General features: G+C 59.4%; 15 protein-coding genes. 1 reads left to right on the top strand and 14 read right to left on the bottom strand.

From position 1 onward, the window contains the following. Positions 1-22: 22 nt before the first annotated feature. The 13 genes from clpB to VFN25_RS03855 all read right to left on the bottom strand — a co-directional run bounded on the left by clpB (position 23) and on the right by VFN25_RS03855 (position 21,481). On the bottom strand, positions 23-2,605 hold the full coding sequence (gene clpB, locus VFN25_RS03915) for an ATP-dependent chaperone ClpB (RefSeq protein WP_325139035.1): 2,583 nt from the start codon (positions 2,603-2,605) through the stop codon (positions 23-25). Between the two features lie 1,078 nt (positions 2,606-3,683). Beyond that, on the bottom strand, positions 3,684-5,627 hold the full coding sequence (gene acs, locus VFN25_RS03910) for an acetate--CoA ligase (RefSeq protein WP_325139032.1): 1,944 nt from the start codon (positions 5,625-5,627) through the stop codon (positions 3,684-3,686). A 118-nt stretch (positions 5,628-5,745) separates the two neighbouring features. Continuing rightward, positions 5,746-6,012, bottom strand: coding sequence for a DksA/TraR family C4-type zinc finger protein (locus VFN25_RS03905; RefSeq protein ID WP_325139030.1), 267 nt, complete (start codon positions 6,010-6,012; stop codon positions 5,746-5,748). Positions 6,013-6,319: 307 nt separating this feature from the next. Further along, entirely contained in the window at positions 6,320-8,458 is a 2,139-nt protein-coding gene (locus tag VFN25_RS03900) for a M13 family metallopeptidase (protein ID WP_325139028.1), read from the bottom strand. Positions 8,459-8,604: 146 nt separating this feature from the next. Further along, on the bottom strand, positions 8,605-10,773 hold the full coding sequence (locus VFN25_RS03895) for a serine/threonine-protein kinase (protein ID WP_325139026.1): 2,169 nt from the start codon (positions 10,771-10,773) through the stop codon (positions 8,605-8,607). Continuing rightward, positions 10,770-11,345 (bottom strand): ECF-type sigma factor, encoded by a 576-nt coding sequence (locus VFN25_RS03890; RefSeq protein ID WP_325139024.1) that lies wholly within the window; start codon positions 11,343-11,345, stop codon positions 10,770-10,772. Before VFN25_RS03890 ends, VFN25_RS03895 begins: the two co-directional genes overlap by 4 nt. 356 nt (positions 11,346-11,701) lie before the next feature. After that, positions 11,702-13,264, bottom strand: coding sequence for a hypothetical protein (locus VFN25_RS03885; protein ID WP_325139022.1), 1,563 nt, complete (start codon positions 13,262-13,264; stop codon positions 11,702-11,704). A gap of 369 nt (positions 13,265-13,633) precedes the next feature. Beyond that, the gene (locus tag VFN25_RS03880) at positions 13,634-15,088 is read right to left on the bottom strand and encodes an APC family permease (RefSeq protein WP_325139020.1); all 1,455 of its coding nucleotides are present in this window, start codon (positions 15,086-15,088) and stop codon (positions 13,634-13,636) included. A 40-nt stretch (positions 15,089-15,128) separates the two neighbouring features. Continuing rightward, positions 15,129-16,118, bottom strand: a complete 990-nt coding sequence (locus VFN25_RS03875) for a C45 family peptidase (RefSeq protein ID WP_325139019.1) — start codon at positions 16,116-16,118, stop codon at positions 15,129-15,131. A 36-nt stretch (positions 16,119-16,154) separates the two neighbouring features. Further along, positions 16,155-17,615: a biotin carboxylase gene (locus VFN25_RS03870; protein WP_325139017.1), complete on the bottom strand. Its 1,461-nt coding sequence runs from the start codon at positions 17,613-17,615 to the stop codon at positions 16,155-16,157. 15 nt (positions 17,616-17,630) lie between these two features. Beyond that, entirely contained in the window at positions 17,631-19,394 is a 1,764-nt protein-coding gene (locus VFN25_RS03865; protein ID WP_325139015.1) for a hypothetical protein, read from the bottom strand. Between the two features lie 23 nt (positions 19,395-19,417). Further along, positions 19,418-20,488 carry a hypothetical protein gene (locus VFN25_RS03860; protein ID WP_325139013.1) on the bottom strand — a complete coding sequence of 357 codons (1,071 nt, stop codon included), beginning with the start codon at positions 20,486-20,488 and terminating at the stop codon, positions 19,418-19,420. Positions 20,489-20,548: 60 nt separating this feature from the next. Further along, positions 20,549-21,481: a carbon-nitrogen hydrolase family protein gene (locus VFN25_RS03855; RefSeq protein ID WP_325139011.1), complete on the bottom strand. Its 933-nt coding sequence runs from the start codon at positions 21,479-21,481 to the stop codon at positions 20,549-20,551. An 844-nt stretch (positions 21,482-22,325) separates the two neighbouring features. Between VFN25_RS03855 and VFN25_RS03850 the strand changes: the two genes are divergently transcribed. After that, complete coding sequence (locus VFN25_RS03850) at positions 22,326-23,438, top strand: DUF1615 domain-containing protein (RefSeq protein WP_325139009.1); 1,113 nt, start codon at positions 22,326-22,328, stop codon at positions 23,436-23,438. Between the two features lie 139 nt (positions 23,439-23,577). Here VFN25_RS03850 and VFN25_RS03845 read toward each other — a convergent pair whose 3' ends face one another. Beyond that, positions 23,578-26,103: a pre-peptidase C-terminal domain-containing protein gene (locus VFN25_RS03845; RefSeq protein ID WP_414648847.1), complete on the bottom strand. Its 2,526-nt coding sequence runs from the start codon at positions 26,101-26,103 to the stop codon at positions 23,578-23,580. Positions 26,104-26,105 lie beyond the last annotated feature (2 nt).

Raw genomic sequence — 26,105 nt, 5'->3', positions numbered from 1 at the left:
CGGACTTGCCGGCACGCAGGGGTCAGCTGTTCGCAAACACCAGCTGGCCCCCTTCGGCATCGACCTTGACCGTATCGCCAGCCGGGAAGCGACCTTCGAGGATCTGCCTGGCCAACGGGTTCTCGAGTTGCTGCTGGATCGCCCGTTTCAGCGGTCGCGCGCCGTAAACCGGATCGAATCCGACATTGCCGAGCAGGGCGATAGCCTTGTCGGTGATTTCCAGTTTGAGCTGGCGCTCGGCGAGGCGCCTGGACAGGTACTCGGTCTGGATGCGCGCGATCTTCTGGATCTGTGATTTGTCGAGTGAGCGGAACACGACAATTTCGTCGAGGCGGTTGATGAACTCGGGACGAAAGTGCGCCTGCACGACGCCCATTACCGAGGCCTTCATCTGCGTGTATTGCTCCTCGGTGTCATCGCTCAACTCCTGGATGAATTGTGATCCGAGATTCGAGGTCATCACGATCACGGTGTTGCGGAAATCGACCGTGCGTCCCTGGCCGTCGGTCAAACGACCGTCGTCGAGAACCTGTAGCAGGATATTGAACACATCCGCATGCGCCTTCTCGATTTCATCGAGCAGGATCACGCTGTACGGACGCCTGCGTACCGCTTCAGTCAGGTAGCCGCCCTCTTCATAGCCGACATAGCCCGGTGGCGCGCCGATCAGGCGGCTGACCGAATGCTTTTCCATGAACTCGCTCATGTCGATACGTACCATCGCATCGGTCGAGTCGAAGAGAAATTCGGCCAGGGCCTTGCACAGCTCGGTCTTGCCGACGCCGGTCGGCCCGAGGAACAGGAACGAGCCGTTCGGTCGATTGGGATCGGACAATCCGGCACGCGAGCGACGAATCGCATCAGCGACGGCGGTAACCGCCTCATCCTGGCCAACGACGCGCTCGTGCAATGAATCTTCCATGCGCAACAATTTGTCGCGCTCGCCTTCGAGCATCTTCGAGACCGGAATGCCGGTCCAGCGCGCGACGACTTCGGCGATTTCCTCGGCCGTCACCTTGTCCTGCAGCAACTGGAAACCCTGCTGTTCGGTCTCCTGAGCGACGGCGAGCTGCTTTTCAAGTTGCGGAATACGTCCGTACTGAATCTCGGAAACCTTGGCGAAATCCTGCTGGCGCATCGCCGCATCCATGTCCTGGCGCGCCTGCTCGATAGCCTCCTTGATCTTTGTCGTGCCAGTGACGGCGGCTTTCTTGGCTTTCCAGATTTCCTCCAGATCGGAGAACTCGCGCTCAAGCAGCTCAATCTCGGCCTTGAGATCGGCCAGGCGCTGCTTTGATTCGGCGTCCTTCTCCTTTTTCAGCGCCTCGCGCTGGATCTTGAGCTGGATCAGGCGACGCTCCTTGCGATCGAGCTCCTCGGGTTTCGAGTCGATCTCCATGCGGATCCGCGAAGCGGCCTCGTCCATCAGGTCGATGGCCTTGTCCGGCAACTGGCGATCGGGGATGTAACGATGCGAAAGCGTCGCCGCGGCAACGATTGCCGGATCGGTAATTTCGACGCCATGATGGACGGCGTAGCGCTCCTTGAGTCCGCGCAGAATCGCAATCGTGTCCTCGACATTCGGTTCGCCAACAAACACTTTCTGAAAACGCCGCTCAAGGGCTGCATCCTTTTCGATGTACTTGCGGTATTCGTCGAGCGTAGTCGCGCCGACACAATGCAGTTCACCGCGTGCGAGAGCCGGCTTGAGCATGTTGCCGGCATCCATCGAGCCTTCGCCCTTGCCGGCGCCGACCACCGTGTGCAACTCATCGATGAACAGGATCACCTGGCCATCCTGCTTGGCCAGATCGTTGAGTACGCCTTTCAGGCGCTCCTCGAATTCGCCACGAAATTTGGCCCCGGCGATCAGTGCGCCCATGTCCAGAGAGAGCACACGCTTGCCGCGCAAACCTTCCGGGACTTCGTCATGGATGATGCGCTGGGCCAGGCCCTCGACAATGGCGGTCTTGCCGACGCCAGGCTCACCGATCAGCACAGGGTTGTTCTTGGTGCGCCGCTGCAATACCTGGATCACGCGACGGATTTCCTCATCGCGGCCGATCACCGGGTCGAGCTTTCCCGAGCCGGCCCGCGCGGTCAGGTCAATGCAGTATTTTTCCAGCGCCTGGCGATTCTCTTCGGCATTGGCGTCATCAACCTTCTCACCACCGCGCATCGCTTCGATTGCCGCTTCAAGTGCCGCTGCATTGCCGCCAGTGGCTTTCAGCGCCGCGCCGACCGCGCCCTTGTCTTCCAGCGCGGCGAGGACGAACAACTCGCTGGCAATGAATTGGTCGCCGCGCTTCTGGGCAAGCTTGTCGGTCAAGTTGAGCAGTCGGTTAAGGTCGTTGCCAACGCCGATATTGCCTTCCTGCCCGGCGACCTTCGGCAAACCATCAACAATCTGGCCAAGACGCGTGCGCAAGGCAGCGACATTGATACCGGCCTGGGCCAGCATCGGCTGAGTCGAACCGCCCTGCTGATCGAGCAAGGCAACGAGAACATGCACCGGTTCGAGCATGTTGTGATCACGGCCGACAGCAAGGCTCTGTGCATCGGCCAGAGCCTGCTGGAAGCGCGAAGTCAATTTATCCATACGCATGGATGGGCACCTTTGAAAGCGGGGGCGGCTCAGCCGCCGATGGGCAGAAAATGGTGCCGGGTGCGGTGGGATTCAAGCGTCATGGATGGTTCGTTCCCGGACCCTGACCGGGATGGCGATTGCTTGACGCTCGTTATTTCGGTCCCTCGACAAGCTCAGGACCGGCTGGGCTGAGACCGGGTCCGGTGTCTGTTCTCTTGATCAATCATTACGCCGCTTCGCGGCGCGGCATCCCTGCCTTTTTTCAATCGCCTCAGGCGAGCGAGTTACTTTCTCTTGAGTGGCCAAGAGAAGAGTAACCAAAGAGAAGGCCACCCCGATATAGCGGTCTCCGGGCTTCTGCCCTCCGACTTCGCGAAGCGGCTACGGGGGTTGGCTGACAGTCCATCCTTGGACTGGCAGCCAACTGGCTCGCGTCCCTGCGAGCCACCCTGCGGGCCTTTCCTACGCCACTCCGCCGCTACATAGGGGGCCCGGTCACTGCGCATCCTGCGCAGCCAAGACGAAGCGATATCCCGCGAGTTCGTGCTTTGGCTTTGCTCTTGGCTTTGCTCTTGGCTTTGCTCTTGGCTTTGCTCTTGGCTTTGCGCTTGGCTTTGCTCTTGGCTTTGCGCTTGGCTTTGCTCCTCGCTTTGGCGCGCACGATGCGCGCTCAACGGGGCCCCCTCGATCGCGGCGAGGCTGCGGAGGGAATGTCCGAAGGATGGCCCACACGATGTGGGCCAGTTCGACGCCAGTCCAGGGATGGACTGTCGGCGAACCCCGGAGCAGCCTCGCGCACCCGGAGCACAGGGACTGTGCGTAGGGCGCGAGTGTGGGGTGGCCTTTCTCTTGGTGCCTTCTCTTTGGCCACGCAAAGAGAAGACACTCGCTCGCCGGGAGGCGAGTGAAAGCCGGCAGGGATACCGCGCCGCGAAGCGGCGTAGAAATCAAAAACAAAGTCACTGGACCCCTGCCTGCGCAGGGGCGACGATGGAATGGAGGTTCACTGGACCCCTGCCTGACCAGCCATTCGGCTGTTGAATGCCGCAGGGGTGACGAGAGCTTGGGTTCGGCACTGAACAAGTGCCAATCAATCCTAATCGCGAATCAGGCGCTCATCGACCAGGTTGCTGACCACCGAGGGATCGGCCAGGGTCGAGGTATCACCCAATTGCTCAGGCGCATTTTCGGCAATCTTGCGCAGGATGCGCCGCATGATCTTGCCTGATCGGGTCTTGGGCAGACCTGGCGCCCATTGCAGATGGTCGGGAGTGGCAATTGGACCGATCTCCTTGCGAACCCAGGTGATGAGTTCCTTGCGCAACTCGTCGCTTGGAGCGATATCGGCGATCAGTGTGACGTAGGCGTAAATGCCCTGGCCCTTGATGTCGTGGGGACAGCCGACTACCGCCGCCTCGGCCACCGAAGGATGCGCAACGAGGGCACTTTCAACTTCGGCAGTACCAAGGCGATGACCGGATACATTGATAACGTCATCCACGCGTCCGGTAATCCAGTAATATCCATCTTCATCGCGGCGCGCGCCGTCGCCGGTGAAATAGCTTCCGGGGTAGGTGCGGAAATAGGTGTTGATGAAGCGTTCGTGATCGCCGTAGATCGAGCGCATTTGTCCGGGCCACGATCCGGTCAGAATCAGGTTTCCTTCCGCCGCACCTTCGAGAACCTTGCCATTGGCATCGACGATGGCCGGTTTGATGCCGAAAAATGGCAAGGTCGCTGATCCGGGTTTCAGATCAGTTGCCCCTGGCAAGGGCGAGATCAGAATGCCGCCGGTCTCGGTTTGCCACCAGGTATCGACGATCGGGCAGCGGCTGTCGCCGACCACACGGTAATACCACTCCCAGGCTTCCGGATTGATCGGTTCACCGACGGATCCGAGCACACGCAGACTCGCCCGTGAGGTTTTTCTGACTGGCTCCTCGCCTTCGCGCATCAAGGCACGGATCGCCGTGGGTGCGGTGTAGAAAATACTGACCTTGTGCTTGTCGATAACCTGCCAGAAGCGCGAACTGTCGGGATAATTCGGCACACCCTCGAACATCAGCGTGGTCGCACCATTGGCCAGCGGCCCGTAGACCAGATAGCTGTGTCCGGTCACCCAGCCGACATCGGCCGTACACCAGTAAACATCATCCTCGTGTAGATCGAACACGCATTCGTGAGTGTAGCTGATGTAAACCAGGTAGCCGGCTGTCGTATGCAATACACCCTTTGGCGCACCGGTCGAACCGGAGGTGTAGAGAATGAACAAGGGATGCTCGGCTTCGCAGGCCACCGGCTCGTGCTGTTCTGACTGGCCTTCCATCAAGGCATGCCACCAACGATCGCGCGGCACCTGCATGTCGATTGAACCACCGGTTCGACGCACCACAAGCACGGTTTCGACGCTGTTCGTATCTGCTCGCTCAAGCGCCGTATCGACGTTTGCCTTCAACGCAATGGACTTGCCGCCACGTACGCCTTCATCGGCGGTGATAACCAGCTTGCATTGACAGTCGGCGATGCGACTGGCCAGTGAATCCGGAGAGAATCCGCCAAACACGATGGTGTGCACGGCACCGATGCGCGTACATGCGAGCATGGCCACGGCGACCTCGGGAATCATCGGCATGTAGATCGCCACACGATCCCCTTTGCGCACACCGAGGTGATCGAGCATGTTGGCCGCCTTGCAGACCTCGGCATGCAATTCGCGATAACTGATCCTGCGCGATTGCGCGGGATCGTCGCCCTCCCAGATGATCGCGGTCTTGTCGCCGCGCTTCTCAAGATGGCGATCGAGGCAATTGGCGGCGACGTTCAGCAAACCATCTTCATACCAGCGGATATGCAGGTCTTCGACATCGAAGGACACATCGCTGACCTTGCTGAAAGGTCTTATCCAGTCGAGGCGCTTGCCGATCCGCGCCCAGAACGCGTCGGGGTCGGCAATCGATTCCGCGTACAGTCGCCGATAGGCGGATTTGTCGATTCGCGCCGAAGCGGCGAATGAATCAGAGACGGGATACAAAGTAGACATGATGTGCTCCGATATTCTTGATCATCGTAATGATGCCACGCCAAACCTTGAGACAAGGTTGATCAAGGAGGGCCGCGCTCATTCATCACTGCCTTGCGCAAGACGTTGAAGATGCCAACTAGCGCAGTTGGCTGTCCTTGCTGCCGCGGCGATTGTAGCTGGACGCCGCGCGTTGATCGCGATCGTTCGCCTCCTGGCATTTCACGCACAGGCGAACGCCCGGCACGGCCTTGCGCCGGGCCTCCGGAATCTTGACTTCGCATTCCTCGCAGTGCTTCAAACCCGGCCCTTGGCGGAGCTGGGTGCGCGCGCGTTTGATGCCATCCTTGATTGTGGCGTCGATTTGATCCTGGACGGCGCCATCGCCAGCCCAACCGGTTGCCATGGCTGTCTCCCAATTTCAGGTTTGCAAGTGACAATCAAGGATAGCGCCAAACCTGCCCGGCTGCCTGACCTCGCCACCCATGTACTTCAGGGCGCGCAAATGCTGGCCCAAAGACTGTGCCTGCTCCTGCAAAACGCATAGTCGAACCGCTCGACGATTTTCTGCCAGGCAATCGGCGAGAAATCGATAATGGAACCCACGGCCAGGAGCTTGCCCCGGATCCCAGTCCGTGGATGCGTGGCTGGACCAAATGGAACCCCTACTGACGAGGGCCGCTTCGTCGCGGCCCTCTGTCAGTGTGAAGCGACTACCAGACCTTCACCCGCGCATCCGGGGCGAGGTAGAGCGCCTGCCCTGCCTCGACATTGAAGGCCGGATACCAGGCATCGATATTGCGCACGGTTTGCGCGCGATAGTGGCCTGGTGCGTGACCATTGGTCAGCAACCCATTGCGCAGGGCTTGCTCGCGGAATTTGCTGCGCCAGACCTGCCCCCAACCAAGAAACAAGCGTTGATCGGGGGTGAATCCATCGAGTGTTTCGGCTGGTTCATTCGCATGGGCGAGCTTGTAGGCGTCATACGCGGTGGCCAGCCCGGCCACATCGGCGATGTTCTCGGCGAGGGTCAGTTTGCCGTTGACTGAAAGATCCGGAAACGGCTTGTACTGGTCGTACTGCGCGGCGAGGGCTGCACCAGCGGCTTCGAAACGGGCGAAGTCTTCCTTGGTCCACCAGTTTTCGAGTTTGCCGGTTTCATCGAACAAGGCACCGTTGTTGTCGAAACTATGGCTGATCTCGTGGCCGATTACGCCACCGATGCCGCCATAGTTGATCGCATCATCGGCCGCGCCATCGAAGAACGGCGCCTGCAGGATAGCTGCCGGGAAGGTCAGCCGGTTCTCCAGCGGAATGTTCAGCGCGTTGACCGTCTGCGGCAGCATGAACCACTCGCCACGATCAATCGGCTGACCGAGCTTGGCCAGGTTGCGCTGGTATTCAAACAACTCGGCGCGTTCGGCATTGCCGAGCGCATCATCGCGGCGGACCTCAAGGGCCGAATAATCACGCCACTTGTCCGGGTAGCCCATACCCACCTTCATACCGGCCAGCTTGGCCTTGGCCCGCACCTTGGTTTCCGGCGACATCCACTCGGCCTCATCGATGCGCTTGCCGAAGGCGGTGATCAGGTTGGCCACCATCTCATTGGCGCGGGCCTTGGTCTCAGCCGAAAAATGGTCCTTCACATAGATCTTGCCGACTGCCTCACCGAGGGCTGCGTCTACTTCATCAACCGCACGCTTCCAGCGATCGCGCTGCTCGGGCGTTCCTGAAATCGCCTTGTTGTTGAAGGCGAAATGCTCATCGACGAAAGCCTTCGGCAGGTACGGCGATTCGCGTTCGATGACATGGAAAGTCAGATAGTCCTTCCAGTCGGCCAGTGAACGCTTGCCGACCAGGGCGGCGATGCCGCTGACTGCCTTCGGCTGCCAGACGATGTATTCCTGCTGCTCAGCCAATCCGGCAGCTTCGAAGAACTCCGTCCAGTCGATCCCGGGAGCCTTGCTGCTGAAATCCTTCTGCATCCAGGTGTTCGCACCTTTTTCCACATCATCGGTTTCAAGCGCCGTTGCGTGCGCCTTGGCAATCGCGGTTTCCAGCTCAAGGATCTTCGCTGCCTTGGCCTTGCCATCGACAATCCCGGCCAGGTCGAAGACTTTGGCGACATGAGCTTCGTATTGTTTGCGCAGATCGGCCATGCGCCCGTCTTCGAGATAGAAATCCCGATCCGGCATACCGAGACCGCCCTGGACGAAATACGGTACGTATTCTTCCGGCTTCTTGAGATTCGCGCTGATCCACACTCCGAACAGGCGATCGGTGTAGCGATCCGTGGCATTGAGCAGATCAACGTCGGCCCGCAACGAGGCGCCGAAGGCAGCCGACAAGGCCTTCTTGTCTTTCAATCCGGCGATCGCATCGAGCTCGGCCTGAATCGGCTTGATACCCTTGGCCTCGATACCGGCCTCATCCATGAACGCCGTGTAGTAGTCGCCGATTTTCCTGCTTTCACCTTCAGCCGACGCATCGCTGGCGGCGGCTTCGAGAATCTTCCTCGTATCCTTTTGCGCCTGCTCGCTCAAAGTCGTGAAGCTGCTGTAGCTCGATCGATCAGCAGGGATCTCGGTATTCTTGACCCAGGTTCCGTTGACGTAATCGAAGAAATCGTCGCCGGGCTTGACGCTGCGATCCATGCCGGTTGCATCGAAACCAAAATCACCCAGAACCGGCTTCGGCGCAGGCGCTGGCGCTTCCACAGTTGCCACCGGAGCCGTTTCGGCAACGGGTTCGGCCGCCTTTTGACCACAGGCAGAAAGCAGCAATCCAAATGCTGCAAACGAAGACAATATGGCACGTCGGGGAAACGCGGAGGTGATTCGCGGTTTCATGATCGGACTCACTTCAGGATGAGCCCATCAGCCTAAATCCAAAACGAGCGCAGGCCAAGTGCGCGCAATGGCAGAAGCCAGTTCCGATCGCTCTCGCGATGAAGAGTGCGCGACGTGTCAGATGACTGTTGTGAGGATGTCCGGCGTCAATGCAACCGCTCTTCCAGATCGGAAAATGTAGCCCGCAGCTCTTCATCATCCGGCCAATCTCGCTGACGCTGTGCATCCGCTTCTTTCCAGATCGCGCGCGCCTCGTCCAATCGATTCCCTTTCAACAAGGCCAGAATGCGCAGGTTTTGGAACTGCAGTACGTCGTGGTGGTGCTCACCTTCGAAATGGCGCACATCTTCGATACCGCGAGTACCAATTTCATAGGCTTTATCCGGACTGCCGGATCGCAGATTCAGGTTAGCCTCGGAGAAGTCGGCGATTGTCGAATACATGTTGTGACCGCCATAACGCGCCTTCGCACGCAGGCGCATTTCATCAATTGCATTCTGAGCTGGCGCGTATTTGTGGTCCGCCATGGCTAGCATGGTTAGCTGGTAGAGCGTCGATAGCAATTCGTCATTCTCCGCGTAGTGATTTCGCAGGAGTGCGACAGATGCGATAAGTGGATTGCCCTCGTACACTGGATGGTCTTCAACCACATAGGTGTAGAAGCCCTGCCAGCGCAACAGTTGTGCGCGAGCAAGCGATTCGTGATCGCGTGCTGCATCAAGCAACTTCTCGGCACGCTGCAACAGCTCCGGCACCTGATCGAGCTTGCCGTGATTGATGGATACACCAGCCAGCATGATCAGTGCCGGAGCTACGCGAGCGTCATTGACTCCCCACGCAGCCTCGGCGCTGTCAACTCGCTCCTGGGCAAGAGTCAGCGAACGCTCGGGCAGATCATTGGAGTCGAATATCTCGACCAGGATCGTGTACAGCTCATCACGCACATCCGGCTGCTTTTCAAGCTTGCCTCGAAGTTGATTTGCACTATCCTCCAGCAGCGTTTGCACGGTGCGATCACGTACCTGGGTACCACCACTGTTGCTGCGACCGGAATCGAACAGGCCGGTAAGGTAGTGGGTAACTGCCTCGGCGCGACGCGCCTGCTGCTCGGCAATTGAAGTCTGCCGCACGCTGATCGTCAAACCGGCAATCAATGCCAGCACTGCGGCAACCAGCGCCATGCTCGCCACACGATTACGCACGACCAGCTTGCGCAAGCGGTACCAACCGCTGTCCGGACGAGCATGTACGGGGCGACCGGAGAGGTAGTTGCTTACGTCCTCGGCCATGGACAGGACGCTCGGATACCGGCGTGTCGGCTCCTCGGCCAGGGCACGCGTGACGATGGCATCGAGATCGCCGCGCAGCCCGGTTGCCAGCACAGCTGAGCCGCCCGGACTCAGCCGCGCCGCGTGGCTCGGCGGCATTGGAGTGGTCGTATCTTGATGCAACGAGGCGTAGCGCTCCCCGGTCAACATTTCGAACAGCAGCGCGCCCAGTGAGTAGACATCGGTTACGGTACTGACTGCTTCACCGCGCCACTGTTCCGGAGCGGCATAGCTGCGACTAGCAAATCGGTACAGCGTCACGGTTTCATCGGGATCGTCTTCGGCGAGCAGTTTGGCAATGCCGAAATCAAGCAACTTCGGCTCGCCATCGGGCTGCACCATCACGTTGCCGGGCTTGATATCGCGATGAATAACCAGTTGCTGGTGCGCATACGACACCGCACGACAGAGCTTTTCGAACAGGTGCAGGCGATCGGCTAGTGGCGGCTTCGTCTTGATCCATTCACGCAGCTCAACACCCGACACATGATCCATGGCAAACCAGGGTCGACCACGATCATCAACGCCACCATCAATCAAACTGGCAATATTGGGGTGCTGAAGGCGCGCCAGCAGATCGCGCTCACGACGGAACTGCGCAAGCACCAGAGCTGAGTCCATGCCGAGCTTGATGGTCTTCAGCGCGACGCTTTGGCTAAACACACCATCAGCGCGCTCGGCCAACCAGACGCTGCCCATGCCGCCCGAGCCGAGCTTGCTGATGACTTTCCATGGGCCGATGCGCTGACCGATCGCCACATCATCCAGGTCTTCTGCAGGAACAGGTTGATTGGCCATTAGACCAGCGATGACGCCATCCAGCGGGGCGTCCAGAAACGGATCGACATCGGTATCGAGTTCGAGCAGCCGCAACAGGCACGCGCGCAAGGATTCATCGCCTGCGCTGACCTGTTCGAGAAACGCTTGCCGTTCCGTTTCCGGCAGATCCAGCGCCTCGCGCAGCAGATCGGCGCAGCGTGAGTTCACGGCGGAGTTTCCAGGTGCAGACGCAACATGGCGCGGGCGGCGCGCCAGTCTCGCGCCACGGTGCGTTCGGAGAGGCCAAGCAGCTCGGCAATCCGGGCAAAATCGAGGCCCGCAAAAAAATGCAATTCAACAACCTGGGCCAGACGTGCGTCATTGGCTTCAAGCGCCTTCATGGCTGCATCGAGGCCGAGCAAATCGTGGCTCAGCTCCGGCGCCACCATTGCACTCTGGTCGAAGGTGACCCGCTGCTGGTCGCCACCGCGCTTCTGCGCCGCACGATCTCGCGCCGCATTGATCAGGATCTGGCGCATGGCGCGAGCGGCGATCGCGAAAAAGTGCGCGCGATCATTCAGAGCCAGCCGAGTGCCGGCCAGCTTCAGATAGGTTTCATGGACCAGCAAGGTGGTCGACATGGTGCCGTCGCGTCGGCCTGAAAGCTGCAGGTGTGCGCGCCGCCGCAGATCCTCATAGATCGCCTGGAACAGTTGGTTGTACGCTGCCTCGTCACCATTGGCACAGCGTTGAACGAGACCCAGGGTGTCTTCGGGGGAAATCCCGTCCGCAGCATTCATGCGTCGCAAGCAGGTGATGAAGTCACGATTGCGAAACCCTCGCGAACGGAAATCCGGTCGTTGGAGTATGCGCACTTCTGCAGGGCTTCTCAATTGCCTGCGGCAATGCGTCCTGTTGCTTGTCCGAATCATCGGGGTGCCAGAACCTGCCAGCAGTGACGGCAGGCTACCGACGTACAAAGAACCAATGGGTATGTTCCAGCGATTCAGGATCATCTCGGCGGCCCCGGGCAGGATTCACTGGCATCAGATCGCGTCTGGGTTTTGACAGAAACCGGAGCGGAATCTGGCTGAAAAAAATGCGCAACCCGAATTGCTCCGGGTTGCGCCAAAATCGCACCATGGTCTGGCGGTTCTCAGTCGCCTTGTGGTCCACCAAATTGATCGGCGAAGATGCTGTCGTTGGCGAACATCTGGCTCAGTGTGGCGTCGTAGTCGGTGGCGGTGTAGAGGCGCGTGCCGGTGACCACGACGACTTCATTTTCCGGGGAGAACAAGGGCGCAATGTTGCCCACCCACATGCCGAACGGTCGTGACCATGCGGTGACCCCGCTGGCGGCTGGAAAGTCCAGGGTCCGCTGCGCATGTTTCACGTTGCCATTGGCGCTGTACTGGACAACCAGCTGGCGCGGGCGCGGATCATTGGCGGCCGGACGCCGATGCTTGAGTGCGATCACCAGATCCCGATTGCCGGAGCGTTCGGCGATGGCCGTGGGCAAGTCGTCGTCGACCACGTTGGGCCACGGATCGTTGCGTTTGCAGGCCGGGCCACCAGTGCAGAATGATGGGTCATAGTTTCCATCTGAATCGAGGCGTCCGAGAATCATCGAGCGTTCGCCTGCGGTATCCGTTTCCGACCAGCCGGCCACGGCCACTTTTCCATTGCGCAGAACGGTTATGGCGGTGGCTGCATCCTGCTTGCTGCCGATGTTGTCGGATTCGTAATAGATCCCGACCCAGCTCGTGGCGGTGAATCCGTTGTTCGGATTGAGGCCGAGGACAAACCCATCGACGTCAATCGCATTGCGGTTGACGATGCCTGCAACGTAGAGACGTTCACCACCCGGGGTGCCGGAGGGTGCGACTTTCAGGTCGAATACATCGGCCGCCGAATTCGTTTGCATGCTCCAGCTCGGCAAGCCGATGTTGGTGCCATCGCCACGAAATTCGGTGACCAGTGCGCCGGTGTCCGCATTGAGGCGCGCAATCGCGACCTCCCAGCCGCGGGCGACTGTCCACACGCGGCCGGCGATGAATAGTCCATAGCGGCTGTCGTAGACAATGCGCCGCGCGTAGGCGCTGCGTATTGAGCCGCCGCTGGTCGCACCAAAACTGATGACTGCGGCAAACCCCGAACAATTGCTGCCGGTGGCCAAATCCGTACAGGTGACGCGCATCATCGGTATGCCAACGATGTCGACGGTCGAAAGGATATACATGCGGCCGGATGCCATCGCAGCGTCCACAACTTCGGTGAGATGGGTGCTGGGATACATCCATCCGGCTGTGCCGAAGGCGAGATCAAGCGTGCCATCCGCCTTTCTGCTCGTTATCGCCGATTGCCAGCTGCCATCCGTGTTCTTGACCCGAGCGACGACGTAATAGCCCCGGTGATCGCAGAGAAGAATCGGCAACCCGGAACATACGATGTTCGGAAATACACGCAGGCCATCCTCGATAGTGGTGGCGTTGGGCGGCGCAGGGATTGGATACACCGAAATCATTCCCGTATTCAAAAAGCTGGTATCCAGGGTCAGATCGCTCGGTGTGGCCGTGCCATCCGGCGAGGTCGGAATATCGATAGGCTGGGTCGCATCAATCGATTCCTTGACGATGACGTCCCAGGGGGTGGCCGCCTGCGCGGGCGCGGCGGCAAGAGGCAGCATCCACGCTGCTGCCAGCAGGATGTACTTGATCATTTCTGTTTCTCCCTCGATCAACCATGTAATTCCGCCGCCGTGCGCATCCGCTACGGCGCCGATGAGTTCGAGGAGCGCGAAATTCGAATCGAATTGGCTGATGTCCAGCCTCGTGTGCGTCCAGCCGGATCTTCTGGCTGGCTCACGAGTCCGGCAAATGCGATCGATTTCGCGTCCTCGGGGAGAAACACACGGTTTGGCGGAAAAACATGACATGTCAGAAAGATGCCACGCCGGTCCGCAGCCAGCGCTGGCCATTGAGCGGTCCTGCCGAAAGTGAAAATCAGCGCTTCAACGCAGAGCCCAATGAGCATTCGAAGCGATTGGGGGAAATCTCCTTCTCCCCGTGTCTGGCCGAAATCAGGCGCGTCAATCCAGAATCAGCTTCGCGCGCTGTTGCGCAGAAATCGCGTTTCTGCTGGCTGATGCGGTAAGCCAGAGCAAGCCTCCCGCACCGAACATGATTGCCAGCACGATGAACTCGCGCGGCCAGCTCAAGGCGGCCGGACTGCCGGGCACGATCATCGCAACAAGCATCGACAACGAACCGAGTGCGGCGATGCCGGCAACCAGCCGCGCGGCTTTGAGGCGAAAGGGTCGTGGGTGATCGGGATAGTCCCGACGCAGGCGCAGCAACGACAAGGACACACCGAAGAATGCAAGGGCGATACAGAACGATCCGGCGTTGACCAGGGCGAGCAGTGCATCACGTCCAAGCATCGGCGCCAGTACGGTCAGCCCGCCGACCAGCAGAACAGCCCGATGCGGCGTGCCGTGGCGCTCATGGGTCTGACCAAACACGAGCGGGATGATGCGGGCACGACCCAGTGCGAATACGACGCGTGATCCGGCGAGGAAGAACCCGTTCCAGCTGGTGAACAAGCCGAGCAGCGCCGCAATCAGAACCAGATCTCGCAACCACGGCGACTGGAACGCCAGTTCGAAGGCATGCGCCGCCGGCAGATCCGCCGTGACCAGCGTCTGCCACGGCCCGAGCACGGCCACGCTGAGGATAATCAGTACATAGAAAGCGATCGCGGCCAGAATCGAGCCAACAATCAGCAAGGCCAGCAAGCGCGGTTTGACCGAAGCTGACGCCTCCTCGGCACCTTGAGGAATCGTATCGAAACCAACAAACCAGAACGGAATGGTGACCAGTACGGCGAGCAATCCGGCCAGCGCCCCGCCCTGACTGGCGCCTGCGAACAACGGCGACAGGTGGGCGCGATCGCCGGCACTGAAACCGGCGACGATGAAGACCGCAGTGACCGCGACAAAGGCAACCGTCAACCAGACCTGCAGGCGCGCTGCCGAACGCGCACCAATCCAGTTGACCCAGGTGATCGCCGCGGTGCAGGCGACGCCGAGCAGGATATGACTGGCGTACACGGTTGACCCGGCCAATGTGTAGAGTGGCCATTGATCAATCGACGGCAGCAGATAGCTCAGCACACGACCAATCGAGATCGCTTCGAATCCGGAGATGCTGACGTAACCGAAGGCCAGTACCCAGCCGACCAGAAATGCCTTGAACGTGCCAAAGGCCTTGTAGGCATAGGCCACTTCACCGCCGGCAACCGGCAGCATCGGAGTCAGTTCGGCATAGCAAAGTCCGATGCAGAGCATGACTGCGCCGCCGATCAGAAAAGCCAGCACCGCGCCGCCGGGGCCGGCCAGACTCAGCCAACTGCCGATCGAGGTCACCCAGCCGACGCCGATCATCGAGCCGAAGGCCAGAGCAAAGAATCCGAAGCGGCCAAGCACTTTGCGCAGCACGGGCCGCCTTGAATTCGTCTCTATCGGTTTCGCCGCCTGATTCGACATCCATTCCTCCTCTCGCCTCTATGAAATTGAGCTTGCCGGATCAAACCGCCACCGATTCGGCTGCCGGATGCACGATGCGACGGCTTCCCGGCTCGAAGGAATCCAGGCTCAGCGTCCATTCGGCGTGCGGCCAGCGATAGCTCAACTTGTGCTGCCGAGGCCACAGCGCGGCCGTGTACAAGGTGCCGCGCTGGCGTTCGTAGGCCAGCGAAAACAGCGGTGGACGCAGGAATGCGCCAATGAATCGCTCGGCCGGATCCTCATGCAGCATGAGGCGGCCGAGGAGGAATCGTTCACGCTCGATAGTCGCGGTCTGATAGGCGTCGATGGAACCGGCATCGCCCGGCTGATGATTGGTCGCCACCGGACTGTTGGTGACCAGTGCGGCGCGATCCGGCGCGAGGAAAACCGTCGTCCGGTGCCCTGCACGGTCGAGCGCGGTTACGTTGTAGGCCATGTGGACGGGAATGCGCGCCAGGGTTGTCGCTGCCTGCTCGGCAGTTGTGCAGGTCTCCAGCACATAGCGCAGCACGATGGGCACACCGAAGCCGACACCGACGACATTGCGTCCGCCAAATGTCAGCGAGAGGGCCAGGCCTGATTCGTTGATGCCATCGACGAGCCCGACCAGGCAATCGCTGGTGCCGATCACTTGTTGCGGACCCCAATGCGTATGCAGGCAGACCGCATCGAAATACTTGGCCGAGTAGTCGTAGTTGCGCACCAGCAGCGGCTCCTCGCCGGGCCACACCGCCTGCGAACAGGCGCTGTCGTAGGCAGGCGGACACCACAGGCTCAGGAACCGCGCCGCCACATCGCCATCACCGGCCAGTTCAACGAGCCGCCTCCAGCGTGGAACAAACTCCGGCATATGCACTTCGAGCGCGCGTCGACAGTCCAGGTAGGTCGGCCGCGCCAGATGACCATCACGCAGGTACCAGCGCCGATAGGCCGGCCATAGACGCTGGAACAAGCCTTGCCAGATCGAGCTGCCCGGATCATCGGCGATCGCGTTGAAAGTCAGATACACGACGCGCTCATGCTTGGACTCCGAAACGGTTTTTGTTCAAAGGAACTTGAAAGTATGCTCCGGAATTTCGCTTGGCACCGGCCCCGCCAGTGGCTCGGCGGAATAATGCGAACGAATGCCATCGATCCACTTGCGCGAACGCTCGGTCAGCGTGAAGCGATCCGTCATGGCGCGCCCGCGGGTAACCAGGATGCCGAGGTCGGCACCTTCATAGCGATAGTCGCCGGTTTTCAGGATGCGCAGGAAAAACGCCTCGTTTTCGCTGCTGACGGCGCGACGGTGATAGTCGAACCGATCGAACTCGATACTGCCATCTTCGCGCATGCGCCAGATGCCAGTCTCGGGCGCCTGGGTGATGCGGTCGATTGAATCGTCGGTGTGCTTGATAACCATCTGGCACCACGAGTCGATGTTTTCCGGATCGGCCCAGCGCGCATTGAGCTCGGCAATATCGATATCAAACGGCACATCGGAAAACTCAAGCAGATGGAACAGTGCCAGCGGCGCATCGGCGTGCGCGAAGGCGGCATGGTTGGTCATCGAACTGGCACCAGTGATGCGCGGATTGAGCTCACCGAGGTAGATGTCGCGAGTCTTGGTGTCGACAAGGAAATCGAGCTCGAAATAGCCGCGATAGCCTTCCTTGCGCAACTGTTCACCGAACGCAAAGGTGTAGTCACGCGCCTTGTCGCGAACCTTGGTCGAGAATGCGTTGGCAAAAATCTCGTTGCCGCACCAGCCGCCGCGATACGGGGTCAGTTCATTGAATCCGACCAGCTCGGTCATCAACGGACCGACGATCGTGCCCTGCTTGGTTGCACAGGCCTCGATGGCGGCACCGCGGCAGTTGATGCGCTTCATGACCTTGATCTCGCCGTGACCGACGATATCGTGCTGGTGCTTGCGGAAGTCGGCCTCGGACTTGATGAAAAACGTCGTGTGTCCGGAATCGCCATAGGCCGATTGCAGGACCAGATCCGAGCCGAGTTTCGCCTTTTCGGCGACCTTCGTCAGTTGCGCGTAATCATCGATCACGGCCAGCGCATTGGGCACGCTCGGCACCTTGGCCTTGTTGCCGATGCGTACCGTTTCGATCTTGTTGTCGATGCGATTGCGCAGCTTGGCTTTCGGGAACCAGACCTTGGCCCCGAGCTCCTTCGACAGCGCTTCGGTTTTTTCGTCGAACATGAGGAAGATGAACTTCGGCTTGCCGCCGCGTCGTTCGATGTGATCGATCACTTCCTTGTGTTGCAGAAGATAATTGTTGATGTCCTCGATCGACTGGAACTCGGCATGCGGGTGTTCGGACGGAGAGAAGACATTCGGATGCTGGCCGTCGTAACAGTCGATGTAGCTGATGAATTTGAAGTTCTTCACCCACTCGTCGAGGCCGAGCAGGTTGAAGTTGGTGGCACTGACGAAATAGATCGGCTCCTCGAATCGATGAAAGAAGCGGCGGACCTCGGAAATGTTCTTGAGCTTGCGGCGTGCGGCCATGCTTGTGGGCTCCTGCTATTGGGAAGATTCGGAATGGGCGCGTTCGAGCGCCTCGTCGGTAAAGACGCGCAGGCCGAGGTCTGTCCGGTAACCATGGATTTCCTTGACGTCCAGCGCGCGCATGAAATGCAGGATTTCCTTCGAGATCACCTGGCCAGGAACCAGAATCGGAAATCCGGGGGGATACGGGATGATGAAAGCAGTCGAGACCAGCTCGCGGCCGGCATCCATGGCCGCTTCCATTGAGCCATCCTCGATCGGGAAGTAGTCGCAGTTGGCCTCGTCATAGGCTATGAAATACGCCGTGCGCAGGTCACCTTCCGCCGTATCCTCGGCGCGACCGCGGCGAAAACTGTCGTGGAAACGCGAGAAGTCCGGGAGCGGCGGATACTCCATGGTCAACGACTTGACCCGGCGCTCGAAAGCACGACGCTCCATGCTGCTGGCGTCCTCAAGCTGTGCATCAAGATCCTGGGCCACGCGAACCAGCACTTCGATCAGATAAGCCACCGACGATCGCGTGGTACCGATATTGGTCATGAACAGGACCGTGTTGCGCGAGGTCTTGTTGATCTGGATACCGTGCTTGTTCATCAGCACTTCGTTCTTGAAGGTATCGCCGTCGTAGCCGGCGTTGCCGACGGCCAGGGTCACGCGTGAGGCATCCAGCGCGAACTCGTCGCTGACAAACGCGTTCCAGGTGTCATTCCAGCCCTGCTCCCTGTCCCAGTAGGCCTCGATTCCGGACTCGCGATGATCGGAGGGAATCAGTTCCTTGACCGAGAGCACCTTGAAATAGCGCTTCAGCAAAGGGTGCGAGTCGATCGCCTTGCGCATCGTCATGGCCGCTTCGATCTGCTTTTGCACAAATTCGAAACCTTCCAGTTCAACCTGGCGGCGACCGACATCGAGCGAGGCGATGATCTGGTAGTTCGGCGAGGTCGAGGTATGCGTCATGTAAGCCTCGTGGAAAGCCTGTTCGACCGAGCCTTTGAAGTCCTGATCATGGACATGGATCATTGATCCCTGGCGCAACGAAGTCAGGGTCTTGTGCGTGGACTGGGTCGCGTAGGCGCGCACTCTGGCCTTGGCCGGATCCGGCATCAGGCGCGTTTCGAGCAGTTGCTCGTCGGTGAAGTTCTCGATTTCCTTGCGATGGGCTTCGTAGCGCTCCGCATAGGCGGGATCACGGAAGCGCGCGCGCAGCACTTGTGCCGTATTCATTGCCGTGCGCAAGCGGTAGGTCGGCGAAAAGCGCGCGAAGGCGAACCAGGCTTCATCCCACAGGAAGACCAGATCGGGTTTGATCGCGAGGCATTCCTCCATCACCCGCTCGACGTTGTAGATGATGCCGTCAAAGGTGCAGTTGGTCAGCAGCAGCATGCGTACGCGATGCAGCTTGCCGGCGGCCTTGAGCTTGAGCAGCGCGTGCTTGATCTCGCGCAGTGGCACCGCGCCATACATCGAGTACTCGCTCAACGGATAGCTGTCGAGATAGACCACGTTGGCGCCGGCGAGGACCATGCCGTAGTGATGCGATTTGTGGCAATCGCGATCGACCAGCACGATGTCGCCGGGTCGCACGATCGCCTGGACCACGATCTTGTTGCAGGTCGAGGTGCCATTGGTCGCAAAGAAGGTCTGGCGTGCGCCGAACGCGCGCGCGGCCAGCTCCTGGGCGCGCTTGATCGGGCCGGTCGGCTCGAGCAGGGAATCGAGTCCGCCGGAGGTCGCCGAAGTTTCGGCGAGGAAGATGTTCATGCCATAGAACTCGCTCATGTCGCGAATCCAGTTCGATCGGATCAGCGACTTGCCGCGGCTGATCGGCATGGCATGGAAGACGCCGGTCGGCTGCTTGAAGTTTCCTTGAGCGCATTGAAGAACGGCGTGTTGTAGCGCGAGTTGACGCCACGCAGGATGTTCAGATGCAGCTCGGTGAAGTCTTCCTGGTTGTAGAAGACCCGCGCACAGCCGCCAAGATCGCGCCCTGCAATTTCCTCGACCGACCGATCGGTGACCAGGAAGACATCGAGTTCCGGACGAATCTTGCGCAACACGCGGCACAACTCGGGACCGTAGTCTTCCGGATCGATCGTGGTCAGCTCCTCGTCGCCGATCCGGCGCAGGTAACGCTGCAGGATCTCAAGTCGATTGTCCGAAGCGAAATCAAAATCATGGCGGACGACAACCGATTGGATATTGGTATTGAACAACACCCCAATCAGCGCATCTTCGAACGTGTTTACGATTACCGACTCGTAGACGAATCGATCATCATCGCGGCGCTGTTCGCGCAGGGCGATGCATTGCGCATCCTGTTGCGCCGGGCCGAGATCGTCGACGATGAGAACCTCGAAAAACGGGCGCGAACGCACGCGTTGTTCCTGCGTTTCAACGTTGTCCTCTTCATCATTGATGTCGCGCTCGGTGTCGCTGAAATACTCACCGAGGCGGCGCCGGTAGGTGCCGCTCTGCAAGGCGCGAACCATGCGCGTCACCGCGCGAGCAAAGTCGGCATGATCGCCGCGGGCCAGCATCCTGAGCAGTTGCTCAAGGCCGCGTCGGCCAGGGAATGCCCAATAGGCCTCGATTGGCCCAAGCGCCCGCAACAGGTGATGCGCTTTATCGATCAATTTCTCGCGCTGCTCGGCACGGGTCGAACTGGCCAGTTGTCCGGCAATGCTTTTCAGCGAAGTCCAACGGTCGTTGCGCAATTGCGATGCCGAGTAGTACTCGCTCAATGACGAAGGATTTCCACCGCCTGCGACGGCCCCATCGCGAATGCCAGGCACTCTGGTCTGGCCTGCCGGGCCAGGAGCCGCTTCATCCTGCGTGGTACCGATCAATGGTGGCTTGGCGTCGGTTGTACTCACGGGTCACTCCTTCTCGATGCGGATACGGGTTTGGGATCGGCTGCCGTGATCATGGAGCCTTCAATTTCGCTGCGGCGGGATCCCGTTTGGTGGCAGCGCGTGGGAGGGTGCGGCAACTCCGATGCCTGCCTTTTCACCCTTGCCGGGAATCGCAAGCGGTCCCAGCGTATGCAGATAGGCATCGACGCCCGCCTCGCGGCGGTAGACAGAAAAGTCGACTTCTCGATCGCGAAAGCTTTTCAGCGGTTGACCGAGCCCATTGACACCCGCCTCGCGCTGGCGGCGGACGCGAGCCATGTCGACTTCCAGTGGCAGGGTTTCGCTGGAGCCACCCGCTTGCGCCAGTACCGTGCCACTCGGGTCGACCACACACGAGCGGCCGATTCCGCCAGCGTCCAGACCATTGATGTCGAACACATAGCACTGGAACTGCGCGGCAGTGGCACGTGCGATGGCCAGCTCGACATCGCGATCGATGGTTCCGGTCAACACCGGATGGAGAAGGACTTCGGCGCCCAGCGCGGTCAGGGTGCGCGTCGTTTCCGGCAACCAGATGTCGTAGCAGATCGAGAGACCGAAGCGACCGACATCGGGAATATCGAAAACGCAGAACTGATTCCCGGCGGTGACATCCTGCTCATACGGACGAAACGGAAACATTTTCCGATAGCGGGTGACGACGGCACCGCTCGGATCAATGACTGATGCGGTGTTATACAGCTTGCCGTCGGCTCCGCGCTCGAACACTGAACCCGGAATCAGCCAGATGCCGTGCTTGGCAGCGACTGCTTGCAGCGAGGCCTCTTCCGGACCGGGCAATTGCACCGGTGCATTCGGTACGGGTCCGCATTGCGCCAGTTCACTGAAAACGATCATCTGCGTCCAGGGAAAGCGGGCCATGACCACCTCGATTCTTTGCATCAAGGCGGCCAGGTTGCTGGACAATGCTGGAACGTGCATCTGCACGCCGGCGATCGCGAAAGGAATGGTCATACGAGGTGTGCTCCGGAAGAAGATTCGCGAGGCACGATTGCCGCACGCGTTCGATGGATAGAACGAGATCCACTGATTGAATCCGTTGCCAAAGAGGCTGTCGCAACGACCCGCTTCGCCGTTGCCGAGGTAGCCATCCGGACACTCGGAATCGCCATCAGTCGTCCACGCTTGAACAGGTTGAACGCAGCAATCCTGAAAGAATGATTCCCCCGACCAAAAACATCCATGCTCATCAAATTTCCGAAGCGAGTCGGTACCGCATCGCTGCGGACTGACCGGCTATCGATTGTGATCGAGCAATAGGACATTCAACTCACTTTGTTGGACGGGCAGGTTCAGGGAAAGAGGACTCAAACTGGCGCGCAGTGATTGTCAGATTAGCTGCCGAAGGAGGCTTGCTGATTGCCAGATTGGCGATTCATGCGGGAACAAGCACTCGAATCGCAAGAACACGAACGGCGTAAAGTGCAAGAAGTGGAGGCTGGCACAGGCACGTCGGTGCGTGCAGAATGATTCGGCGCGCAAGCGGCGGCGAATCAGTAAGATGCTGATCTTGTTGCAATATTCAAGCAAGCAGCGTGTTCAATCTTAACAGATCAGCGTCAATTCGTCGAATCGACGTTGGTTCCTGACTGGATTGACTGTCATGCCATGACGGCCATCGGCGGATGCCTTCGGGTCGCGGTATCGCTTGCAAACGGATGCCGGTGCCACCACCAGAAGATACTCCGCATGAAGTTTCCAGCCTGAACCAGAGCAAGCCGGGTTGGATGCAAAGCTTGCTGCTTGCAGACGCATCCCGCCACCCACTTCGACTGGCAAACCAGAGTGACTCCAACCCATGATTTCTACCCGATTGACCCGCTTTGCGTTGATGGCCAGCCTGATTGCAGTTGGTGGTTGCGCGACGCGCCAGCCGCTGCAGGAACCGGCGTTTCGGCCCTTGGAAGTACGTACGCGTCTGGTCACCCTGTTGCCAAAAAGCACGCCTGATCGCAAGGGCTGGGCGGCTGATATCCAGGCCGCATTCGCGGCGCTTGAAATCGAGCCCAGCGATGAGAACCTCTGTGCAGCATTGGCCGTCACCGAACAGGAATCCACGTTTACCGCTGATCCGGTTGTACCCAACCTGGCACGCATCGCTCGCAAAGAGATCGACACACGCGCCGCCCGCCACCACATCCCGAAGTTCGCCGTCAGCGCAGCATTGAAATTGAAGTCGGCCGATGGAAGGCGCTATGACGAACGCCTGGATGGCATCCGTAGCGAACGCGAACTGAGTCTGATCTATGAAGATCTGATTGCCTCGGTTCCTCTCGGCAAACGTCTTTTCGCCGACTCCAATCCGGTGCGAACTGGCGGACCGATGCAGGTCAGCATCAGCTTTGCAGAGCAACTTGCCAAGGATCAGGGCTATCCGTATCCGATCAATGAATCGATCCGCCGTGAGGTTTTCACGCGTCGAGGCGGCATGTACTTCGGCATTGCGCATCTGCTTGGTTACGAAGTCAACTATTCGAAAATGATCTATCGCTTCGCCGATTTCAATGCCGGCTTGTATGCAAGCCGCAATGCCGCATTCCAGAATGCCGTGAGTCTCGCATCCGGAATTCCACTGGCCTATGACGGTGACCTGATCCTGTATGGCAGCAGGCCTGACGGCAGCAAAATTGGCACCACCGAGCGCGCGGTGCGTGCGCTTGGCAAACAACTCGGCTTGAGCGATTCGCAGATCCGTCGCGATCTCGAAAAAGGCGACCAATCCCGCTTCGTGAAAACACGCCTGTATGAATCGGTTTTCGAACTGGCGGAAAAGGTTGAAGATCGTGCATTGCCGCGAGCAATGATTCCCCGGATCACCCTCAAGAGCCCGAAGATCACGCGCAAGCTGACCACAGAGTGGTTCGCCAAACGCGTCGACGACCGCTATCGGCGTTGTCTTGGCAGGCGCTGATCAAGTGGCGCACATGGAATTGGAGACGACAACACCTTGAGGCTTGTGTCGGGGCCCTGCGTCCCATCAAAAAAAGCGGCAGCGAGATTGCTCCGGCTGCCGCTTCAATGCCATTTCTGGCGGTGTTGCTGGCTACTTCCTATTGCGTGATATTGGTGCTCAGGCTGACACCCGAGAACGCCTGATAGGCGCGAACCCGGATGTAGTACTTGCCTGCGCTTGGTGACGAGAACGAGCAGGTTTCACTGTTGCCGCTCTTGTACGGACGGCAGTTGTAGCTGGTTGTCGTCGGAGCGGATCCGAGACGGACATACAGATCGGCATCACCCGAACCACCGGCAATCGAAACCGTCAGATTGCTGGCACCGGCCGGCACGTCAATCGTGTAGGTCGAGGTCCAGTTGTTCTTGCTTGCCGACAAACCGCTGACCGTCGAACCGTCACACAGGACCGTACCGCTGGCGGTGCAACCACCGCCACCACCGCCGGCGGAGAAGCTGCCGGTCAGGCTCATGCCACTGAAGCTTGAGTAGGCATTGATCATGACGTAGTAGGTACCGGCCTGGGCCGAGCTGATGTTGCAGGTTTCACCGTTACCCGAAGCCCACGAGCGGCAGTCATAGCTTGATGTCGTTGGTGCAGAACCGAACTTGACATAGAGATCGCCATCACCCGATCCGCCCGAGGTCACGAACTTGAGACCACTGGCACCTGACGGAACTACCATCGTGTAGACCAGCTGATTGCCGGTAGATGCAGCAAGACCCGTTACCGCAACGCCGTTCTGGAGAACATTGCCGCCACCGCCGCCACCGCCACTTACCGAAACAGACTTGGTCGTGGAATCCGTTGCACCATCATTGTCGGTAACCGTCAGTGTGACGTTGTAGCTGCCGGCCGAGGAGTAGGTGTGGCTCGGATTGGTTGACGAGGAAGAACCACCATCGCCGAAGTTCCACGAACGCGATGCAATCGTGCCATCGCTGTCGCTGGAGCTGTCGGAGAAGCTGGCTGTCAGACCACTGGTCGTGAAGCTGAAGTTGGCGGTCGGAGCCGTGTTGCTTGCTGGCGCCGTATAGCTTCCGGTCAGGGAGACGCCGGAGAAGGTCGAGTACGCCTTGATGCGAACGTAGTAAGTGCCAGCCTGGGCACTCGATATCGGGCAGGACTCGTTGTTGCCGGAAACATACGGACGGCAGTCGTAGCTCGAATCGGTTGGCGCGCTGCCGAACTTCACGTACAGGTCGGCATCACCACTACCGCCGGACATGGCGAAGTTGAGATTCGTCGCTCCAGCCGGTACGGCCAGCGTGTAGTTGACCGAGTTGCCACTCGATGCGCCGATGCCGGTCACGGCAACACCATTGGTCAGCGGACCGCCGGTGCTGCCACCGCCGCCGCCCGAGCAACTCACTCCGACACTGTTGAATGCAGCCGTAACTGCGGCCGAGCTCAGGCCGAGATCAGTCGCAGCCGATTCGACACCGCAGGCACCGCTGTTGAAGGTGCTGCTCGGCGTCCAGTACACGGCATTCGCGCGAGCGAAGACCTTGAACGCGCTCGGCGTATTCCAGCCCGAAGTGGTCGCCAGTTTGTAGAACGCCTTGTTGTACACGCCCGAGGAGTAATGCACGTCCATCGAACTGGTGTAGTCGGCGGCGTTGTCGATCGAACCACCATCCTGCGGCGGATTGTTCATGTAGCGCAGGGCACCGGATGCCTTGAAGATTTCCGGACCGACAAGGAAGTCGTTGCTGCCTTTCCAGTAGTACTCGGTCGCTTCACCACCCATGTCCGAGAAGGCCTCGTTCATGCCGCCGGACTGGCCGGAGTAGGTCAGGTTGGAGTGCTGCTCGGTATAGCCGTGCGAGACCTCGTGACCAGCCACGTCGACACTGGTCAGTGGATAGAACGTGCTCGCGCCGTCGCCAAAGCTCATGTTGCTGCCGTTCCAGAACGCGTTCTCGTAATTCGAACCGTAGTGCACGCGCATGATCAGCTGAAAGGTCAATGCCTTGCTGCCGGTATAGGCGGAGTACATGTTCTGGATCACGCCACCGAAATAGTGTGCGTCGTTGATCGGCGAATAGGCGCCGTTGATGGCCTTGTAGGTGTTGTTCGGGCAGGTGTAGCTGAATGCCGTGGTGCTGCCACCCGTGCTGCCGTTGAGATTGACCGACTTCACGTCGGTGTTGTTCATCGTGCAGGTCGATCCACTCTGGGAAACATCAAGGTAACCATATTTTCCGCCGGAGCCCCAGTTGTATTGTCCGGTTTTCGCGTTGCCACCGGGACCGGTGCCGATTTCCGAGGTGGTCAATCCATCCCAGTGCTTGAGCACGACACCGGTCTGCGCATCAGTGATGACGAACGGACGGGTCGGTTGGTTGACTACGGCACGACTGGCAGAAAGCATGCCGGCGCCAGAGGCAATTACACCCTTGTCGGCGAAGAACGATGTGACATAGACCAGGTGCGCCACATCGTTGTCATCGACGTAGATCATTTTCTGGTTGGACAGATTGCTGATTGAAATCGAGGCATGGTGGCTGCCAAGGGTCAGGGTCTTGGCAACCAGAAGCGCACGATTGGCGCTGATTGCAGCATTGGTCGTGGAAATGTCATTGGCCAGATCGCCAACGGCACGACCAAACAACGAGCGCAAGG

The organism is Dokdonella sp., assembly GCF_035703485.1.
GTDB lineage: Bacteria > Pseudomonadota > Gammaproteobacteria > Xanthomonadales > Rhodanobacteraceae > Dokdonella.
Note: the sequence above shows the minus strand (reverse complement) of the source record. Positions and strands in the feature narration are given on the sequence as shown.

What these genes read in the sequence shown, in the direction of transcription:
- acs (WP_325139032.1), bottom strand. Translation starts at nt 5,627, where the DNA reads ATGTCTACTTTGTATCCCGTCTCTGATTCATTCGCCGCTTCGGCGCGA.
- clpB (WP_325139035.1), bottom strand. Translation starts at nt 2,605, where the DNA reads ATGCGTATGGATAAATTGACTTCGCGCTTCCAGCAGGCTCTGGCCGAT.
- VFN25_RS03885 (WP_325139022.1), bottom strand. Translation starts at nt 13,264, where the DNA reads ATGATCAAGTACATCCTGCTGGCAGCAGCGTGGATGCTGCCTCTTGCC.
- VFN25_RS03870 (WP_325139017.1), bottom strand. Translation starts at nt 17,615, where the DNA reads ATGGCCGCACGCCGCAAGCTCAAGAACATTTCCGAGGTCCGCCGCTTC.
- VFN25_RS03880 (WP_325139020.1), bottom strand. Translation starts at nt 15,088, where the DNA reads ATGTCGAATCAGGCGGCGAAACCGATAGAGACGAATTCAAGGCGGCCC.
- VFN25_RS03905 (WP_325139030.1), bottom strand. Translation starts at nt 6,012, where the DNA reads ATGGCAACCGGTTGGGCTGGCGATGGCGCCGTCCAGGATCAAATCGAC.
- VFN25_RS03890 (WP_325139024.1), bottom strand. Translation starts at nt 11,345, where the DNA reads ATGAATGCTGCGGACGGGATTTCCCCCGAAGACACCCTGGGTCTCGTT.
- VFN25_RS03900 (WP_325139028.1), bottom strand. Translation starts at nt 8,458, where the DNA reads ATGAAACCGCGAATCACCTCCGCGTTTCCCCGACGTGCCATATTGTCT.
- VFN25_RS03865 (WP_325139015.1), bottom strand. Translation starts at nt 19,394, where the DNA reads ATGAGCGAGTTCTATGGCATGAACATCTTCCTCGCCGAAACTTCGGCG.
- VFN25_RS03855 (WP_325139011.1), bottom strand. Translation starts at nt 21,481, where the DNA reads ATGACCATTCCTTTCGCGATCGCCGGCGTGCAGATGCACGTTCCAGCA.
- VFN25_RS03850 (WP_325139009.1), top strand. Translation starts at nt 22,326, where the DNA reads ATGATTTCTACCCGATTGACCCGCTTTGCGTTGATGGCCAGCCTGATT.